The sequence below is a fragment of the Leptothoe sp. LEGE 181152 genome (assembly GCF_032906605.1).
Classification (GTDB): domain Bacteria; phylum Cyanobacteriota; class Cyanobacteriia; order Phormidesmidales; family Phormidesmidaceae; genus Leptothoe; species Leptothoe turfae.
In genome coordinates this window covers 1-18,502 of record NZ_JASATU010000012.1, presented here as the reverse complement: position 1 = coordinate 18,502, position 18,502 = coordinate 1, and the positions used below count along the sequence as shown (strand labels likewise).

Annotated in this window: 13 protein-coding genes and 1 pseudogene; 7 read left to right on the top strand and 7 right to left on the bottom strand. The window is 48.5% G+C overall.

Annotated elements, in window-relative coordinates:
* Positions 1 to 107: 107 nt before the first annotated feature.
* A complete protein-coding gene (locus tag QGP82_RS06605; protein ID WP_499057921.1) occupies positions 108 to 2,294 on the bottom strand; it encodes a S8 family peptidase in 2,187 nt (728 codons plus the stop codon).
* A 181-nt stretch (positions 2,295 to 2,475) separates the two neighbouring features.
* Here QGP82_RS06605 and QGP82_RS06600 point away from each other — a divergent pair, with 181 nt between their 5' ends.
* On the top strand, positions 2,476 to 3,480 hold the full coding sequence (locus QGP82_RS06600) for a PEP-CTERM sorting domain-containing protein (protein WP_499057918.1): 1,005 nt from the start codon (positions 2,476 to 2,478) through the stop codon (positions 3,478 to 3,480).
* Positions 3,481 to 3,549: 69 nt separating this feature from the next.
* Here the strand turns inward: QGP82_RS06600 and QGP82_RS06595 are convergent, their stop codons facing one another.
* The 3 genes from QGP82_RS06595 to QGP82_RS06585 form a co-directional block, all read right to left on the bottom strand.
* On the bottom strand, positions 3,550 to 4,245 hold the full coding sequence (locus tag QGP82_RS06595) for a hypothetical protein (RefSeq protein WP_499057916.1): 696 nt from the start codon (positions 4,243 to 4,245) through the stop codon (positions 3,550 to 3,552).
* Positions 4,242 to 6,701 carry a CHASE2 domain-containing protein gene (locus QGP82_RS06590; RefSeq protein WP_499057913.1) on the bottom strand — a complete coding sequence of 820 codons (2,460 nt, stop codon included), beginning with the start codon at positions 6,699 to 6,701 and terminating at the stop codon, positions 4,242 to 4,244. Before QGP82_RS06590 ends, QGP82_RS06595 begins: the two co-directional genes overlap by 4 nt.
* A gap of 65 nt (positions 6,702 to 6,766) precedes the next feature.
* Positions 6,767 to 7,687: a trypsin-like serine peptidase gene (locus QGP82_RS06585; protein WP_163702201.1), complete on the bottom strand. Its 921-nt coding sequence runs from the start codon at positions 7,685 to 7,687 to the stop codon at positions 6,767 to 6,769.
* 318 nt (positions 7,688 to 8,005) lie between these two features.
* On the opposite strand from QGP82_RS06585, the gene QGP82_RS06580 reads away from it, so the two are divergent.
* Positions 8,006 to 10,438, top strand: a complete 2,433-nt coding sequence (locus tag QGP82_RS06580; RefSeq protein ID WP_499057911.1) for a CHAT domain-containing protein — start codon at positions 8,006 to 8,008, stop codon at positions 10,436 to 10,438.
* A 249-nt stretch (positions 10,439 to 10,687) separates the two neighbouring features.
* Here QGP82_RS06580 and QGP82_RS06575 read toward each other — a convergent pair whose 3' ends face one another.
* The 3 genes from QGP82_RS06575 to QGP82_RS06565 are packed head-to-tail and all read right to left on the bottom strand — an operon-like array spanning position 10,688 to position 12,317.
* Positions 10,688 to 11,464 carry a hypothetical protein gene (locus QGP82_RS06575; RefSeq protein WP_163669198.1) on the bottom strand — a complete coding sequence of 259 codons (777 nt, stop codon included), beginning with the start codon at positions 11,462 to 11,464 and terminating at the stop codon, positions 10,688 to 10,690.
* A gap of 6 nt (positions 11,465 to 11,470) precedes the next feature.
* Positions 11,471 to 11,926, bottom strand: coding sequence for a hypothetical protein (locus QGP82_RS06570; RefSeq protein WP_499057908.1), 456 nt, complete (start codon positions 11,924 to 11,926; stop codon positions 11,471 to 11,473).
* Positions 11,904 to 12,317: a hypothetical protein gene (locus tag QGP82_RS06565; protein ID WP_499057906.1), complete on the bottom strand. Its 414-nt coding sequence runs from the start codon at positions 12,315 to 12,317 to the stop codon at positions 11,904 to 11,906. The genes QGP82_RS06570 and QGP82_RS06565 overlap by 23 nt, the downstream gene beginning before the upstream one ends.
* A 782-nt stretch (positions 12,318 to 13,099) precedes the next feature.
* Between QGP82_RS06565 and QGP82_RS06560 the strand changes: the two genes are divergently transcribed.
* From QGP82_RS06560 to QGP82_RS06540, 5 genes and pseudogenes are all read left to right on the top strand, one after another.
* Positions 13,100 to 14,239 carry an ABC transporter ATP-binding protein gene (locus QGP82_RS06560; RefSeq protein WP_163669204.1) on the top strand — a complete coding sequence of 380 codons (1,140 nt, stop codon included), beginning with the start codon at positions 13,100 to 13,102 and terminating at the stop codon, positions 14,237 to 14,239.
* A gap of 21 nt (positions 14,240 to 14,260) precedes the next feature.
* A complete protein-coding gene (locus QGP82_RS06555) occupies positions 14,261 to 14,941 on the top strand; it encodes an ABC transporter permease (RefSeq protein WP_163669206.1) in 681 nt (226 codons plus the stop codon).
* Between the two features lie 11 nt (positions 14,942 to 14,952).
* On the top strand, positions 14,953 to 16,032 hold the full coding sequence (locus QGP82_RS06550; protein ID WP_499057902.1) for an ABC transporter permease: 1,080 nt from the start codon (positions 14,953 to 14,955) through the stop codon (positions 16,030 to 16,032).
* 80 nt (positions 16,033 to 16,112) lie between these two features.
* Complete coding sequence (locus tag QGP82_RS06545) at positions 16,113 to 17,018, top strand: glycine betaine ABC transporter substrate-binding protein (protein WP_499057900.1); 906 nt, start codon at positions 16,113 to 16,115, stop codon at positions 17,016 to 17,018.
* A gap of 12 nt (positions 17,019 to 17,030) precedes the next feature.
* Positions 17,031 to 17,305 (top strand): annotated as a pseudogene (locus tag QGP82_RS06540) (transposase); the annotation flags it as partial.
* Between the last annotated feature and the right edge of the window lie 1,197 nt (positions 17,306 to 18,502).

The following is an 18,502-nucleotide window of genomic DNA, read 5'->3' as shown; positions in this document are numbered from 1 at the left end:
ATAATTCATTTCAAGAGTTAAACCACAATGCAACCAATTTGTTGCAACATCGGCAGTAGGGGCCATCCTCACTATGACCCCCACCCATCCAAAAACTCAACCAACTATTAACCTTTCTTCTCAACCACCTCCATCACGGCTTCAACTGCTTCCACAGCATCCACCAGCCCCTGCCCAAAGAAATACACTTCCGGTGCAATGGCCTCCACCGGTCCACTAATGCCCGAAGGCCGCACAAATGGAAAATCGACTGCCGTACCAAATCCAGCTGACGCCTGTAGCCGATACCGATTCTGATCCGCCTGACTCAGTGCCAACGGCCCATAATTCGCCGTCTGCCCCAAAATTGCCCCTAGCTCATCTCGACTCAACTGCTGCGCCCCATCCACCGAGCGCATCAACGCCAGCACCCCACTCACCACCGGGGCCGAAAACGACGTCCCCTGTACCTGCACATATTGTCCCAACGGATCTAACGTCAAGCCCCAACTCGTCTGTGGTGGCTCCATACTCTGCCAAAAACCAGGCACCCAGGTACCCCCAACCGTCAAAATACCGCCCGCCTGTTCACGATTTGTCTCACCACCGGGGGCTACCACATCCAGTCCCGCTCCATAGCTGCTGTAATAGCTGCGGTTCCCCCGAACATTTGTTGCCCCCACCGAAATTACGCCTGGCAACGCTGCCGGAAAAGATACTCCATCCAGCTGGCTATTTCCCGCTGAGGCCACAATCACCATGGCTGGATGTGCATCCAGTATCTGAAATATTTGATCGCTAAGCTCCTCGTCCGGTAACAACCCCCCCAGGCTCAGATTAATCACATCCACATCTCTTGCTGTTGCATAACCCATGGCCTCAATCAGTGCCGCTACAGTAATCTCTCCCCCCAGGCCAAATACGCGCACTGGCAAAAACTGTGCCTCAGGGGCAACACCGACTACTCCCTGACGGCCCGCAGGATTTGCCGCAATTATCCCAGCTGACCAGGTACCATGAAACTCATTGCCAATCTCTAACTGAATAATCCGCCGCAGAACGTCTGCCTGTTGTTTTTCTGAGGCGGTGGGCATGACCCTAGCAATCTGTTGCGCCAGGTTTGGATAGGCTGCCAACAGATCCGCAGTCCCTAATGTAAATGTGTGCTGCAAATGGGGTCTCAGATAGGCCAACTCCTCTTCATTAATGCGGGTATCGGCATCTCCCAGAGCACAGTTTTCACTCCCTGCACAGGTTATTTCTTTATTTGAGAAATCCCAACCATATTCTTCCCCTGGCAGCCGGTCTGCTATAGTCTCTGGTACCGTATACACTCGGTCCACCAGATCAGGATGGTCCCACTGAATCAGGCTATCGATAACGGCTACCACCACATTTTCTCCCTGGGTGGTCTCCCAAGCCTCCACTGCCCGCACGTCTACCCGTGGGTAGGGGCGAGGCCGCACAGCCCGACTGTTTAAATGCCACTGCAATGGCAACAATGAGTTAGGAAATGGGGACGTCTCATGGGCCGCAGATACATTAGATACATTTTCTGGACCATTGGTGCGTTGGGGGTCGTCCATAGAGAGAATATCCAATGTGGATACATCAAACGGGATGGACTGAACAAAATTTGGCGTGGCCGATTGAACGTTAGGTAAATTCCTTAGCTGGGTGGCTGCTGCCAGCACTGCTGTGCCTGACACATTATTGGCCCGCACCAGGTAGCGTCCTTCACTAAATCGTAGCGATCGCAATACGTCTACACCATATTGGGCCAACAAACGGCGGGCCGTTTCATCAGCAATGCCCGGTTCAAAACTCACCACTATTTCCTGAGTGACCACAATGGATTCAGTCATATTCTCCCGACTCAGCACCGGTAGGGTGGCCTGCACATAGGCTTGATTCAGCCGCTGTGCCCATTGTTCATCTAACCCATGGGGCAGTTCCACCAGGGCATAGCGTTCCCCCAGGGGTTTCACGGTGACATCCGCTTTATGTGCCTCTCGACTAAAGCTAGTGGCCGCTGTCAGGTCTCGCTGTAGCCGTAAATAGGCCGGTTCACTCAGGTCACGGGTAAAGGAGGGAACAGGCTTAAACTCCACCGCAATTTGATCTGAACGTTCCACCAGGGGAACTTGTTGGCCATAGAAGGTGTAGGATAACTGTTCTTCTTGATCCGCTTGATCCGCAGTGAGCGTTGGATTTTGGGCAAGTATGGGCTGATTATTTGCCATTGCCGCTGGTTGGGTTACCCCTGTAAACGCACCCGTTGCCATCAGAATCCAGGGAAGTAATTGCTTTAGCATTCAGTCAATCCTCAATCCACTCTCCGTCGTTACTTCTGAGCTGAAGGGACTTATTCACTGATCCACTTCACTGATCCACAATGTTCTCAAGTGTGAATAAGCTTTAACAACGAAGAAGTAACCCTGGCTGAGTGGCTCGTAGCAGCTATTCAGTCCCTGATTCTTCAATGAGGAGACTCCCATGCCCAAAGCTCAAATCGTGCTGCGGCAGCTACTCCAATATGGGTTACCTGCGATCTCACTATCCGCCGCTGGCAGTTTAAGTTTCATTTTGCTGTCCGGCAATACCTATGTCTTTGACATGTTTAACAATTGGTTCAATACCAATATCTTTCACCTACCCGATGAGTCTCAGCCTCTGGATAAACCTGTTCCTGATTTTCGTCCCGATAGCCAGATTCCTAACATTACTATTGAATTGCCTAGGGTATCTGTAGATCCTGACATCACGGTAAAAACTCCAGTTACGGTTGATCCTAGGATGATTTTTTCTCCTGAACTGCAATTCAATCCTGAACTTAACCCAGAGATTACCGTCTCGCCCACAATTGAGTTCTATCCTGAACTCAATACGAACTTTGACGTTGCCCCCAGTCTGGAGGTTACCCCCCAGGTGACAGTGCCACCTTATTTTCGCAACAGTCCTGAACGCCCGATCATTCTGACTAATCCAGATCGGCCCTCCATTAAAGGATCTGGTCCACTACCAGAAGGACCTGAGCCAATACCCATAGATGCCACTGTACCTGATGCTCCGAGACAGTCCCCTGAGCCAATTGTACCAACGGTTCCAGATAACCCAATACAGCTTCCCACACCTAAGACGTTGCCAAAGACTCCAGTCTTACGGCAACAGCCTTATCCAGCAGTAGTAGAGTCAGAAAAGAAACCTGACGAGCCTGAGTTTAATTTTCAGTTTCCTGAGGATGAGGTGGAAACAACGCCTGAAACACCCATTATCAGTTTTGACCCAGAGGAGCTACCGCCAGACCTGTCTCCCCAACCACGTTTAGGCAAAGAGTTCTTGCCTGAAGGTAGGGATATACCTCCGACATCTGCTCGTAGTCGCCCTCCGCATCATCCAACAGACCCATCTGACAAGGTAGTCAGTGTGCCTGAACCAGGGATGGTGATGATAATTTTGTTCTTTGGGTTGGGATTACTTGGGTTTAAGAAAAAGCGTTAGAAAAATCAGGTGCGCACTAATCAGATAATACTGGTTAGTGCGCACCGCTCTGTTGAATATAGGCGTGCCCTAATCTTGAGAAGAGGTGCACACCTTCTCAATCATCTTTTCTTGGATTCCCAACAGCTCAGCCGATGGCTCCCTTACACTAAAGAGAGCTTGAATTGCATCGTAGGGAAAATCATGCTCCACAAAATACTCAGTCTGCTGAATCGCAGTCCACTCAGCATTAGACACCGTTGACTCATTCGGGCTAGAAAAACTCTCCAATTCATTGCTAATTAATGTCCGTGTCTCAGCTGAGACCATTTGAAAGTTAGGAATTAAGGTAGGATCTGCGTTCTCAATGGCATATAGTCCTAACGTATAGGTTTCTCCGGGTTCTAAGGGGTCACCATCATAAATGACATGGGTTTCATCAGCAGATGGTGTGTATTCCCAAAAAGGACTCTTTGAGTCAACCGCTAGAGAGACTTTAGCCACTGCCCCAGGTTGCCAAACAATCACAGGCTGATCATGCCAGATCTCAGGAGTATTTGCACCCAGATGGGTGGGTGAGAGCACACATAGCGGTCCCCGTGACACCAAACTTCTTTCCCTGTCCTCATCATCCCTAACAATACGGCTCCAAATATTAGTTAAGCGGCTGCGTAAATCGCTAGAGGAGTTTTGGGCGCTAGCATTTGATCCCAACCCCAGGCCCAGGCATAGGGCAACAACACTAACCAACCCCATGCGCCCCATGGCCTTGAAGTGAATCGTCATAGATTTTTCTCCTGATTACAACGTTGCAAACCGGGTATGTGATATACCCACACAGTGGCCGTAGGCAGTAGCCAGGGCAAAACAATCGAGGCTGCACCATACACGACAATCCCGAATAGCCCATATCCGACACTGAAACCTATGAGCCCTAGCCAGCGATAGTGTCGTAACTGCTGATCCCGTTGCATAGCTAGCGCAGACATCGCACCTACAATGGTGCCAATTCCTACCATCCACAAAACAGGAATCGGTATCATCCAGTGCTGATTTAAAAAATGATGAATCATATACGAATGAGCTTCTACCCCTGTGAATCGACTACTCAAGTCCTGGGTTTGGTCTCGCCAAAATTGAATGGCTGGTGGATTCGGCACATAGTCACTTTCAGAGCCTATACCCGCCTCGTTGTAGCCACCAGAACCGATTAATACAATTTGGTTTTGCCAGTCATATTGAGCAGATAAATCTTGTATATCCTCTTCTAATAACGCATGGGCTGGTATGCGATCATAAATATGACTGAGCGGCATTGAAAAATCTAAAATAGGATGGAACCAGCGTTGTTCTATCCACCGAGACAGACTTAAAATCGGTGACAGGCGATAGTTCAAGAGCTGATATAAGACTGGAGAATTATTGTCTTTTATAATCGTCTCAAATAATTCTTTACGCAGATTGTTGGTTCTGTCTAAGGAGGGGGTCAGGCTTTTGCCAGCTGGGGTCTCCCTTGCTGCATGGGTAATTGCCAGTAGGTAACTGAAAGGACAACGGCTGTGGCAATCTTGACCGATTTGTAGTGCTTTTAGGTGCCAGGAAGCCGGAGCCTTAGTCAACCCCTGCATGCTCCATGCCGGATTAGCCAACCCTTCTGAAGGGCCAATCTCTTGCTTATCTAGCAAATCACTGGCCAGCACTAGCCAGTTACCCTCATTGACTGCTTTCTCCAGGGTTTTTGTCAAGCGGGCATTATTCTCATCCTGACGCCGATCTAACAGATAATCAATGCCAATAATCTGACTATCTAACTCAACAATTCGGTCTAGTAGCTTAGCTAAGTAGGCTCGATTGATGGGGTTGGCATCACCGTCAGGAATCCCTTTGGCAATGGATGTTTCATCCACATGGACCAACAGCACGGGGGGAGAAACATCTGCCTGGAGAGGTTGAGTTGTTATCTGACGAGCAACTGCCTGGGTCCATAGGCGACCCGCCATCAGCCTATCTCGCACCGGCGGTAGCAATGAGAGAATTGCGATCGCACCCAGCGCCATCCCCTGTTTTCGACTGGGCCATAGCTCTGTTAGCTTGGCTTGCCAACCCACTGGCTGGAGTCGAAATAGCTGCGCACCCCGGTGGCTAAATAAAGAGGGCACTAAATAGGCCGATGGATAGGCCATGGTCTTTTCAGCTTTCAGTGCCTTTGTTGCTTCCTGTAGAGCTGTATGCACATCGGCATATTGGGATAACTGTTGTAAAAACTGTAATAGAAAGTATTGAGCGACGTCATTGTGGATCGGCTCTCGCATGATGGCTACCTGGTTTAGCCCCAGCGCCACTAGCCGATCAGCGATGTCTAAGCCTTTGCAGGAGTTAAACAGGGCAAACTGGAGGCCGTTGCGTTTAGCTTCCGCGAGGTCAGATTCCAGGTCGCGCATGGAGATTGTGGTTTTGGGTGCGATCGCAATCTCTCCCCCGAGTTCAGCCATTTCATTGCTATGGCCAAAGAAGAACAGCATATCCCACCCCTCTGGGTCACGAATTACATCTCGCACCTGATCAATCAGAGCATTTGTTTTCTGCCCCAGCTGCCAGCCAATTTTTTGAATAGTTACCAGTGTTTTCAACCGATCAATAGCATCTAAATCCTGCTTAAAATCCAGTCCCGAATCATCACCAATGATCACCAGAGCACGTGCTTTACGCCGTTGCTTCTTCGGTGGGTTTGCCGCCACGGAAATATTGGCAGGCAGCCGTGTAATCCGCATGGGTGGCCCTTGACCAAAACCTCGGGCTAGCTCCCAGGTCTCCCATGGCAATCGTCGCAGCTCCTTAGCAGCACAGGTAATGTACAACGTAACCCCACGTTGGAGTCCCTCTCCACGCCGATTCAACTGTTCACGAATGCCAATTAACTCACGCCGTTCCAGCCAACTTTGAAACACCGTCAATAGGCGTACCTCAGCCTGACCCAGCTGACTCCGCAAGTCGGTTTGGGCAACAGGCACTTGCCCCACAGCCCCCGTTCGTCCCCGCATTGCCGATGACTCACCCACTGCATTGGTCTTCTGCAAAGCACGATAGAAATTGTAGTAAGCCCGCTGCCAGCGTTGGTGTAATAGGGTGAGTTCTTCAGGATAGGGCACCTGGGCGGTAAGCTGCATGCCATCGCCCCAGGTCAGATCAAAGAGACAGATCTGCTGCACATGGGTAACAACAAGGCGATAGGTTTGATCCATATAGATTAAATTGCACCGAGTGAGTGGCACCGAGTGAGTGGCACCGAGTAAATGGCTGGCTATTTTTATCGACTTGTTAGCTGAGGAAAGCGATCAAGAATACGAGAGATTTTGACACCATAGTTAACGACTCCACGCTCCTCACGATCTAGCTGAGCGGCTGCATTCAAACCGACGATGCTAAAGTCTTCACCATCCTTAGCTAAAAGCGGGCCACCTGAAGAACCACCATAGGTATCACAAATGTGATAAATCACTTCCTCCGCCTCAGCGGTGATACTACAGCCAATATGGGCGGCGGCAGTGAGACCGGGAAGTACTGCAGGGTAGTCACCGGAGTAACCCACCATGATCAGGTTATTACGGTAGGTCCCTTGCACAAGGGTTTGGGTATCGATCGCCTTTAACGGAATAGTCCCAAACTGTTCCCCAAGGGATTTATTGAGTTTCAGAATGGCCCAATCATCCTCATGGGGGGGATCACTACGGTCTTGAAATTCTGTACCGAGCAGCCCGTCAATGACCTCTGCACGGTCTAGGGGGGAACTAACGGTGCCATCGATAACATTCGGTGAAAAGACTAGCCGAGCAGCAAATTGACTGGTTTCAGGGTCAATGACACAGTGAGAATTAGTCAGAATAATATCGACATCAATTAGGGTGGCGGTGCAATGGTAGCGGCCACCGTCCTGGGTCATGCCATCTAAACGGCCAATGGCTGTCCAAGGGTAGGCGCGTAGGCGCACCTCAGTACGGTCATCAGGGCCAATGATGCCACGACCGCCGTCAGGTTCATTAGAAATGGGCAGATTATCGGGCACAAACGCCGATGTGGAAAGATCAAGTTCGCTGGGGTCAAGGGTGAATGTAGGAGCTGAACGCCGAATCGTTACATCTGCTTTAGCAGACTGTAGCTGTCGCCAGTTCAATCCACTGGTAAAAAGAATACCAATGCCAACGATAGAAGAGAATACTAATTTCTTCATGGGTTAGTCTAAAACCAATCTGATAAACGAAGTCAATTGCAATGTGGTGATCTGTTGATGCACTCTTTGCACTACATCTATCGTTACCGCTCGATGCACCCAGGTTATTCGAACGAGCTGTAATTTTAAGATTTCATTCAGATGGCACAGGGATGCTGACAACAGTTACAAAATGACCATATATCAATGGAAAGACTGCGATCTAAAGCGACTCTCAATCTATGGTAATGATTGATATTAAATTAGTTAGACTTAATTTGACGGCCTAGCTAAAAATAACGTTTGCCCCAGAGGTGTCCGCATCAATGCCAGTGCCCTATGCTCCACCGTTATTGTCTGCTCCTATCCTGCCTGCTGCTATTGATCCCTAGCAGCGTTGCTGCCAGTGGTATACCTGCTGGAAATAGCGTACGATCAACCCTCGCCCAAACAGCTTCTTCTCAAGAGCTAAAAGACCAAGCTGATGGTTTACTCCAGACAGGTGTCACCGCCTATGGTGAAAACCGTTTAGACGATGCTATTGACTCTCTCCAAACCGCCCTCAGTCTCTACCAACAGATTAATGACACGGCTTCTCTATCGTTGATCTGGCAAACCCTGGCTTTGATCTATGGTCAACAAGGATTGGTAGCCTTTAGTGCCGCTGACTATACCGCTGCCATCACCCACTACCAGCAACAGCTCAATGTCGCCCAACAGCTAGGTGATCCATCGCTCACAGCCCAGGCATTCGGCAATCTAGGCAGTGCTGCCGTGCAGGCCGAGCAGTTTGATGTGGCTGAGACCTATTTGCAGCAGAGTTTGGCCCTTTCTCAAACAGACCCGCTGAACCAGGCTAGGGCCCTGAGTTTGCTGGCAGTCACCTATTCTGTTCTAGGCAATTATGATCGTCTGTTGAATACGGCACAGGAGTTGGAGGAGGTGGCAACGTTAACCCAAAATCCAAGCCTCCAAATACAGGCTGCCCAAAGTCTGGGCATCGCCTACTTCTTCCAGGGAGACTATCCCCAAGCCCTGACGTATCATCAACAGGTTGTCACCCTGGCAGAAGCATTAGAAGATCCCTATTTTCAAGCCATAGGACGGGCCAACGTTGGTGAAACCCAGCTGGCGCTAAAACAACCCGAGATAGCTCTAGAAACCTTGCCCCAGGCGCTAACACTAGCCCAAGCAACGGGTGATCCGACCCTCATTGGCAATGTTCTAGGCACCCTGGGGTTAGCCCATGCCACCCTGGGTAACTATGGCCAAGCCACCGACCTGCTGCAACAGCGGCTACAGGCGGAACAGGCGGCAGGTAGTCTGTTAGGGACTGCCCAAACCCTCAATAATCTGGGTAATGTGGCCTTTCTTGATGACCGTCTGGACGAAGCTGCTATCTACCTACAACAAGCCATTCGTTTGTGGGAAGACCAACGCTCTACCCTGGGTACCGATGATCAAAGTCGGATTCAGTTGTTTGATACCCAGGTATTAACCTATCGCACCCTGCAGCAGGTATTGGTTGCCCAAGGCCAGCCTGAGTTAGCCCTGGAAGTGACTGAACAAGGGCGCGCCCGCTCGTTTGTTGAACAGCTGGCAAAAGAGAACCCACCACCTGCCCAACCAAAGCCCACCCTGGCAGGTCTTAAACGAATTGCCCAAGAGCAGCAAATTACGGTAGTAGAATATGCCCTCATTGTTGATAACCAAGAGATTTTTGCACCCCAGCGACGGGATAATCAACTGCAAAATCAGCCTATGGAGCTCCTCATCTGGGTGGTACAACCCACCGGAGAGATTCAGTTTGAGCAGGTTGACCTGACAGACTATCCTGCCCTGGGTGATTTGGTGGCTGATGCTCGTTCAGACTTGGGTGTACTGGGTCGAGGTGGCATTAAGGTTGTTTCTACGTTTGATCCGGAACAACAAGGTAACTCATTACGCCAGCTCCACGACATATTAATAGACCCCATTGCTCAGCATTTACCCCCAGACCCCACTGAGCCAGTTGTGGTTATTCCCCAGGAAAGTTTGTTGCTGGTGCCGTTTGCAGCCTTACTGGATGATGATAATCGCTATCTTATTGAGCACCATACCCTACTCAGTGCGCCCTCTTTGCAAGCATTAGGGTTAATCCAACCTGCCAGTGGGTCTGGCGCTGTTGTAGTGGGTGATCCAACGATGCCAGAGGTGCCAGGGTTTGAGCTGGCCCCATTGCCAGGGGCCGAGAAGGAAGCGATTGCGATCGCACCCCTCCTCAATACCACTCCCTTACTAGGGGAAGCTGCAACTGAAGCAACCGTAGTTCCTCAATTGACCAATGCCCGATGGATTCATTTAGCGACCCATGGATTATTGGATTACGCTGGTGAGGATGAATCGATTACGGTCCCCGGTGCGATCGCGTTAGCTGCCGGAGATGGTCAGGACGGCTTACTAACGGCAACAGAAATTGCCAACCTATCCTTATCAGCAGAGCTAGTGGTGTTAAGCGCCTGTGATACTGGGCGTGGTGAGATTACGGGCGATGGCGTAGTTGGGTTATCCCGTTCTCTTTTGCTAGCCGGAGCAGAGCAGGTGATGGTTTCTTTGTGGGCAGTTCCCGATGCCCCAACAGCGGACCTGATGCAAGCTTTTTATCAACAAGTGACCAAAAATCCTCATCTTTCTTATGCCCAAGCCCTACGTCAGGCTATGTTACAAGCAATTGAACAGGATCGTACTCCCAGAGAATGGGCCGGATTTAACCTGATTGGCAACAGTCTGTAATCGGCTCAGTTACACCTAAACTTCCACAAGATTAAGAAGTCCCCTTTTCTCAAGGGGGAGACAACAGTGCCCAATAGTTTGATATACAAGCCATCCAGCGAATATATCCCCAGAATCGCATAAGCCTCCTCACCCCAGAAATAGCCAATCAACATCCTAGCCTTCACCCCCATCACCCCATCCCTCACCATTCCCATCCCTCAGCAGAACGTTTGTTGATTTAGAGTTAGGGGTGAGCGATGTTGTGGCTCACCTGCTTGAGTTCATTTCAATTGCCTGTTGCACAGCCTGTTGCCGTCTAGCCTGGTCCCAGCGGATGGAGTTTAGGGTGTTACCTAGACCAGGGGCATTCCAGTGACCGCTATCGGGATCAAGAAATGCATGGGTTCTGGCCCAGATAATGCGGTCGGTTGCACTCATTGTTTGCAGGTTGGTGTTGTCACGTCTGTAGAGCTTTGCCAGCCAATTGATATAGCCTCGATCTAGAGCCGCTAAGGGGGCCTGATTAGCTAGATCGATACCGTTGAGTTCCTCAGCAAGGGATAGAGTGATCTGTTGTGCACTAGCCTGTTGCCGGAGCTCAATAGCCTGGTTGTACAGGCGCTGGAGCTGTTTGTTATCGGCTTCGCCAGGGGAGTTGGCTCCATGCTGATAAGAAAAGCTGCCCAGATTCCACTTGTGGTTGCCAGGATCTATATGGCCGTAGTAAGCAGAGGTATAGCCACCGTCGGGGGTGCGGGTGCCCTCAGCACTGCCCACAGCACGAGCAACTAAGGAGTTGCTCCCGCCGTGGAATAACGTGTCTAAAGTATGGAGAACCTGGGTAACTGGTACTGGTGCCCCTTGAGGCTTGGGCGCAAAGCTGAGACTAACTGCGTTGTTGTGGTCTGTGTTTTTGATTCGTTGGGGAGGATGAGCCCTTGGTGAATCAAATGTCAGGGCAATATCTTTGGCTGGAGCCGGAGCGGCCCACAGTAAGACAATGCCCATAGGAATTGACCAGTGAACTGACCAGCGATAGGTCATGATGCATTACTCCGTCAGAAATTGTTCAATCAGATCAGTGGCCGGTTCGATCAGTGCCCAAGTACCGTTAGGTTCTTTTCTAAAAGCGGCAAAAACTAGCTGCTGAGCCCGACCAATGATGTGACCTTTGTTGTTTTGCCCCAACTTGGGGCTATTGATGCCGCAGAGTCGAAACAGATAAGCGGGCACCTCGGGGCTGGTGATCGCAATGCAATGCGGATCCATAGGCTGGACTTGGCCATCAAAGGGTAGCCGCACTGGATCATCATCCAATTCAAGAGTAACGTCCCCAAGACCGCTACTAATGCGATAATCTCCTACCTGATTACCCACCTGGAGTTCCCAGGTTTGTTGAATGGTAATGTTGCGAGTTGGGGGATCTGACTGGCAGGCCGTCAGCAGAGTGAGCAGTGCACCACCAGTGATTCTTAGTATGTGTTTAGTGCTGAAGTTTAAAGCCATAGCCGACATACTCCTCCTCTTCGTAAAGCACAACCAACCAGGTATTGGGATCAAATGCCAGGGGATAGGCAGTGCGTTCAGCGATGACCCCAGCCCTCACCTCAAGGGTGGTTAGTGTGCAGTAAGGCTCTTCTGCAATGGCTTCGATGGCCTGGCGATTTTCTCGTTCGGGGATCGTGAGCAATTGGATAAGCTGTTGTCGTGAAAGAACGGCTTGGCTGGATATTATATCCTGGCAGAGGTCTTTCTTGGCTGAGGCAGCTTTGGCTTGGAAGCGAAGGCCGATACCAAGGCTGAAGCCGAGGAGTATAAGCATGCTACCGCTGATAAGGCGATAACGCCGTTGTTGTCTAGGTCGTCGTCTGGGTTGTCGTTTGGGGCGTTGGTTCATGGGATACTCCTTGTGTCCAGATGATGTGAGTATAGACGTGTTTATCTACAAGAAACAATAGCTAAATCCTTATGTATTAGAGGTTTTAGGCTTTGTGCAATAGCCTCTAAAGGAGCAGCAACAAGGGTTGATTAGCTGTTAAAAAAAATAAAACTATTTTTGCAACAGCTAGGGCAAGTGGATGCAACAGAGTCGTTGATATAGAAGAACTCTTTTCTACTCCCCAGAACTGGGATGACAGAAAGTGATTATCACCATTAATGATCAGCTCAATTGAGTACTGGAGTTGTTCATTGCTCAAAAACAATCGTTAGTTTACTCTTGATTTAGTGAGAAAGTTGTTCTGTAATATCTATGTTACTAAAGTAGTATGGAACAACTTAGCCCTTGACCTCAAATTGATATTTAGATATATCACCCCAATTAATTGTTTTTAGGTGAGTTCATCTTTTTGAAGAGAGCCAATCAGCTTAGAAGGGAGTTGTTCATGAATGCTCAGACACCTTCGAATCAAGGTGTTTTAAGAGCCAAATATTCAATTATTATTAATATTCTTCTGAGGTTAAGCTTTGACAATATCTTTGCCAATTACTTGTGGTGTGGCATTAAAGATGAGAAGGTGTCTTTTGTAGCTTGACGAGACACAGTCAAGGATATGGACTTGTGGTATGACTCTTATCCCTAACAATCACACTATAAAAATAAATGTAATAAGAACTAAATCTTAAGAATGACTGTTCTCAACTAGCTGGTATTGATCTTTCACAATCCAGGTAAATGCAATGGTACCAATGATTCAATTTGATGATGTCACGAAATACTATCCCAGTTCAGGCAAGCCTGCGGTTCAGAGGTTAACGATTGCCGTGCCTGAAGGTGAAACCTGTGTCGTCATTGGTCCTTCTGGATGTGGCAAAACAACGGCTCTAAAAATGGTCAACCGTCTGATTGAACCCACCAGTGGCAATATCTTTGTTGGGGGACGCAATATCCTGAAGCAGGATACGATTGAGCTCCGTCGCAATATTGGTTACGTTATTCAGCAGGTCGGTCTATTTCCCCATTTCACAATTCGAGACAATGTTGCCCTTGTTCCTCAAATGTTGGGTTGGAGTAAGAGGCGCATTGATCGTCGTGTGAATGAGCTTTTAGACATTGTTGGACTAGATCCTTCGCAGTTTTGCGATCGCTATCCTCGACAGCTTTCAGGGGGGCAGCGTCAGCGCGTGGGTGTGGCAAGAGCACTGGCGGCTGATCCACCGGTAATGCTGATGGATGAACCCTTTGGGGCCATTGACCCCATGACTCGAGATCGGTTGCAAAACGAATTCCTGCGTCTGCAAAAGCAGCTGAAAAAAACCATTGTGTTCGTTACTCACGACATCAATGAAGCCCTCAAAATGGGAACGCTTATCTGTATTTTGCAAGTCGGGGGAGTCCTGCAACAGTTTGATACACCGACTAATATTCTGTCCAATCCGGCTAACCGCTTTGTTGCAGATTTTGTCGGTTCAGATCGAGGCTTAAAAAAGCTTACCCTGGTGCGTGTCGGTGAGGTGATGCAGACCACTCTAATTCAAGGTCAATGTAATGAGTCTGCGTCGGATTTGGCCACTCGCATGCAGCAGTACAACCTGGATAGCATATTTATCGTTGATGATGCTCAAACGCTTATTGGCTATGTCACCCTTGACGGTGCACAAGCTCATCCGGGTAAATATGCCCATGAGATTGTGCATGAGATTATTACGACAACTGAAGAGGAAGCCACCATGCGAGATGCATTCTCTGTAATGTTGAGCTATGGGATAAGTCTTTTGCCTGTGCTTGACAGCGCGCACCACTTAGTGGGACTGGTTTCAGCGGACGATGCCCAGCGTCTGATCAAACGCTCCAAGGTTCTGACTACCTCCGTAAAATAGGCCGTTAACCCCAGTGTAATAATGGAAAATTTCGTTCGTTTTCTAGTCAGTATCAAAGATGGTTTGCTGTATTACCTGCCTGGTGTAGGACGTCCTGACCGAGTGCTAGATTTTTTGGGAGGACACCTGTTGATCACATTGGTGACACTGGTGCTTGCTGTCCTAATTAGTGTGCCATTGGGGATTTTAATCACGCGTGTACGCGTTCTTTATGATCCGGTCATTAAACTTGCTGGAATGTTGTATACCGTCCCCAGCTTAGCGATGTTTGGTATGCTGGTGCCGCTGGTAGGCATTGGGTTTAAGGCGGCGATTATTGCCCTCACCCTGTATTCTTTGCTGGCGATTATCCGTAACACGGCGGTTGGTATTGACGGCGTTGATGCCGCTGTCATTGAAACTGCTCGCGGCATGGGCATGCGCGATCGCAGTATTTTACTTAAGGTTGAACTCCCCCTTGCTTTACCGGTCATATTTGCAGGAATCCGCATTGCAACGGTTTCGACCATTAGTTTGGCCACGTTAGCTTCGTTTTTTGGAGCAACTAGTCTAGGCAATCTAATTTTTGAAGGGATTTCTGCAGGCGGTACCCGGAACGACAAAATTGTGGCTGGCGCGATTGGTGCCGCTGTCCTTGCTGTTTTATTTGATCAGGTCATTGGATACATTGAGCGAGCCTTGCCCGGCTCCGCCACTCAGTAGGAGGAGTCTGCATGTTGAGGGAAATGTTCGATTACATTGTCAGTCAGTCTCAAGAGTTTACAATTGCGTTGAGTCAGCATTTGCAGATTACATTCATTGCGCTGGCCATTTCGATTGTCCTGGGCCTGGTGTTAGGCATCTTGAGTTCACGGGTGAGATGGTTACGAGACCCTTTGCTCACCATCAGTAAAATTGGTCGTACCATCCCAAGTTTGGCAATTTTGGCGCTTGCCTTACCATTGTTGGGAATTGGTACGCCACCCACCTTAGTTGCATTGGGATTTATTGGTACCTTACCTGTGTTGCTCAACACAACCGTTGGCATTGAACAAGTTAACCCGGATACCAAAGAAGCGGCCTATGGCATGGGGATGAGAGATCTCCACGTTTTACTAAAACTTGAACTGCCGATTGCGTTGCCCATCATTATGGCAGGTGTGAGAACCGCAGCTGTGGTGGTCGTAGCGAGTGCTACCCTGGCAGCATTTATTGGCGGTGGCGGTTTAGGAGATTTGATTTTGCGGGGACATGCCCTGAATAAAGATCACATTATGTTAGCAGGGGCATTGCCTGCGACCTTATTAGCGTTCTACTTTGAGGAGGCCTTTGGTCGCCTAGAGACTTGGGCCACACCTCAGGGCTTAAGGGATATAGCCAAAACCCCCACTGGATTTACGAGTGTTTTATTAGCTGTTGTTGTGATGCCACTGATCTTTGGAGTTTTGCTACCCTGGGAACTATCTATTGATGTTTCTGGCAATCCTATTGTGCTAACGGGTCTCCACCCTGAGTATCGAGCCATTGGTCTACCCGTTTTGCTTTTGAGTTTAACTGCAACATTGTTTCCTCGACGAAAGCCGCAGGATCATTCTTTTCTGACCTCGTTTATCCTTGCCGGAACAGCACTTGCTGGGTTGATATGGCTGTTGATCGGGATCTTAACCACTATTGAACAACTTCAAATCGGATTGAGAATGTTTCTCTTAGCGACGTTGAGCATTGCGGTGATCACTGGATTTGAATGTATCCTTAACTATCGCAATTATCAGTCCAGAACTAAACAACTCCGAGGGATGGCTTCATCGCCATAAATCCTGATGTTTGTTGACCTTTGTATTTTCGCTATGTTTTTGATTAATTGTTTATCTTGTAGCTTGCCAGGAGAGTACTGATGTTTAGACGACGTATCTTTTTAGGTATTTTATTAGGCCTCTCAATCGGAGGTGTGACCGCTTGTAATAGTAGTAATCCAGACGCACCAAAAATTCGCATAGGTTCAAAAGAATTTACCGAACAATACATTCTCGGCAATCTCTACGAAATCCTGTTAGATGAGTCAGGATTTAATGCAGACTACCGATCTATAGGAGGAACCAGTGAAAACCATCAGGCTATTGTCAGCGGAGATCTTGATATCTATCCAGAATATACAGGTACCGCTCTACTAGTTCACCTCAGTATGGGGTTTGACTCAAGCATGGGAGCAGATGAAGTCTACAATACAGTTAAAGACACCTATGCCGAACAATTCAATCTAGCTGTCCTTGACCCAACAAGCTTTAATAATACCTATGTCTTCCTTATGCCCAAGCCACGGGCGAGTGAATTGGGCATTCAAACTGTGAGTGACCTGTCGAGTAAAGCCAATGATTTGACACTTGGCACCATCCAGGAATTTACTGCCCGAGAGGACGGACTACCTGGGTTGAAAAATACCTACGGTGGATTCAATTTTAGAGATGTTGTTGCCCTTGATCCAGGGTTACTTTATTCCGGCATTAAAGAAGGAGAAATTGATGTAACTGCTGGATTTGGCACAGATGGACAAATTGTCGCCTATGATTTACTGGCCTTAGAAGACGACAAAAACTTCTGGCCACCTTATCCGGCGGCTCCTATTGTAAGACAAGAAATTCTCAATGAATATCCCGAAATTGCAGATATCCTCAATCAGCTCTCTGCCTTACTAGACGCTGATACAATGCGAACCCTCAATTGGCAGGTGGCCGGTAATGGGCGAGAATCTGATGAAGTAGCCCGTGAATTTTTAGAACAAAATGGACTAATTGGAGAATAACAATATATCTGTTCTTACTTTGAGCTGATGGGAGTATTGGTGACCTTACCGGTGCATACAACCCTGTCGCGTCGTCAAAAGATCGTAGCATTGAGTTACCAACGAAACCCACGACTGGAGGACGTCATGTGGTGGTAGACAGTACGGGCATTAAAGTCTATGGAGACGAGGAATGGAAAACCCGTCTCCATGGCGTCAGTAAACGTCGCACTTGGCTCAAACTCCATTTGGGTGTCGATGAGCAAATGGGAGAGATTCTGGCAGCCGTGGTGACCTCGAACGCCGTGATATGTGAGGCTGCGAGTAGCAGGCTAAGCAGGCATGGCCTTGGGGGCTCTCATTGTGAAGGTGCGACCCATGAAGGACAGCTCAGCATCAGTTTCCATGGTTTCGATAGTCTGAGCAGCGCTTCTCTGATGCTATGGCCCAGTGAGGTGTAGCGTTGGGCAATGGTTCTAGGGACGCTTTAAAGCACAACAGCACCCAGAACGATCTACCTGAGGAACTCTTCTGCATTAAACGAGGCTTTCTAGAGTTGTTCTAAGAAGGACTATCTTTACTAAAAACAATACTCTCTAGCGCAAGTAAGAAGAAATATCAGTGACCTGTTTGGGTGCTATTTGTAGTCTGTCAAACGATGATATAGAAATATCGATTGTTGACCTCCTTTGTTGTGGTTATAAGCTTTTCAGCTCATATATTTAGCATATTCCTTGAGGGGTTCAATGTCTCTTCTCTGACATAAAGGTTAATGTTGTAATCTTTTGTGACTGGTCAGTGGGGTAGGTCTCTAGGATGTTGTGGTTGATGACACTGCAAGTGGTGATTTGATCCGTTTAGAATTCAGATAATTCAATTTTGGGTTAAGAGCCGATGCGCTGGCCAAGACCGCAAATTGCCAGCCAAGGGGCAGACCCGTTGCCTAAATTGCGGAATGCGACGGGCAAGCTGAAGTATTTTCGATCATTGCCGTACCCTATTGTGCTGAGCCAGGCGACCCGGTTTGAGGCGTGGAATGCAAGACATGGATGCAGGATGTGGATGATGTGGGTGGTCCGGTGGCGGCGGTGGATAGTCGTGATTTTGATCCGAGGTTGATGGAGTGGTAGGGGCGAGGTGGTATAGCTGTAGTTTTATGCAGCTATACCACTGTATAAAGCCTTGGTGGTTAGGTGGAAAGTGTCTACCTAATAATCCCCAAATCGGTATGTTAGGCTGACAGGTGTCTACCTAATCTTCTTATAAAGAGTATTAGACTGAAATATTTCTACCTAATCTACTAAATCGGAGAATTAGGCAGAAAGTTTCTCCCTAATCAATTGTTATGTGAAAAATAATAAAGAAGACATCTATGTTTACTGAAAGGGAGACACAACGGCTAAAGCGTATCTAGGACAGCTTCTATAGCTCTTAGCCCTCGTAAATGATACTCAATTTTGTTTCGGTCGAGTCTCATCAAAGCCTGAACTTGTTGGTTGCAACGA

Coding starts and splice junctions, on each gene's coding strand:
- QGP82_RS06545 (WP_499057900.1), top strand. CDS start 16,113: ATGTTTAGACGACGTATCTTTTTAGGTATTTTATTAGGCCTCTCAATC.
- QGP82_RS06580 (WP_499057911.1), top strand. CDS start 8,006: ATGCTCCACCGTTATTGTCTGCTCCTATCCTGCCTGCTGCTATTGATC.
- QGP82_RS06550 (WP_499057902.1), top strand. CDS start 14,953: ATGTTGAGGGAAATGTTCGATTACATTGTCAGTCAGTCTCAAGAGTTT.
- QGP82_RS06560 (WP_163669204.1), top strand. CDS start 13,100: ATGGTACCAATGATTCAATTTGATGATGTCACGAAATACTATCCCAGT.
- QGP82_RS06555 (WP_163669206.1), top strand. CDS start 14,261: ATGGAAAATTTCGTTCGTTTTCTAGTCAGTATCAAAGATGGTTTGCTG.
- QGP82_RS06565 (WP_499057906.1), bottom strand. CDS start 12,317: ATGAACCAACGCCCCAAACGACAACCCAGACGACGACCTAGACAACAA.
- QGP82_RS06600 (WP_499057918.1), top strand. CDS start 2,476: ATGCCCAAAGCTCAAATCGTGCTGCGGCAGCTACTCCAATATGGGTTA.
- QGP82_RS06585 (WP_163702201.1), bottom strand. CDS start 7,687: ATGAAGAAATTAGTATTCTCTTCTATCGTTGGCATTGGTATTCTTTTT.
- QGP82_RS06575 (WP_163669198.1), bottom strand. CDS start 11,464: ATGACCTATCGCTGGTCAGTTCACTGGTCAATTCCTATGGGCATTGTC.
- QGP82_RS06590 (WP_499057913.1), bottom strand. CDS start 6,701: ATGGATCAAACCTATCGCCTTGTTGTTACCCATGTGCAGCAGATCTGT.
- QGP82_RS06595 (WP_499057916.1), bottom strand. CDS start 4,245: ATGACGATTCACTTCAAGGCCATGGGGCGCATGGGGTTGGTTAGTGTT.
- QGP82_RS06605 (WP_499057921.1), bottom strand. CDS start 2,294: ATGCTAAAGCAATTACTTCCCTGGATTCTGATGGCAACGGGTGCGTTT.
- QGP82_RS06570 (WP_499057908.1), bottom strand. CDS start 11,926: ATGGCTTTAAACTTCAGCACTAAACACATACTAAGAATCACTGGTGGT.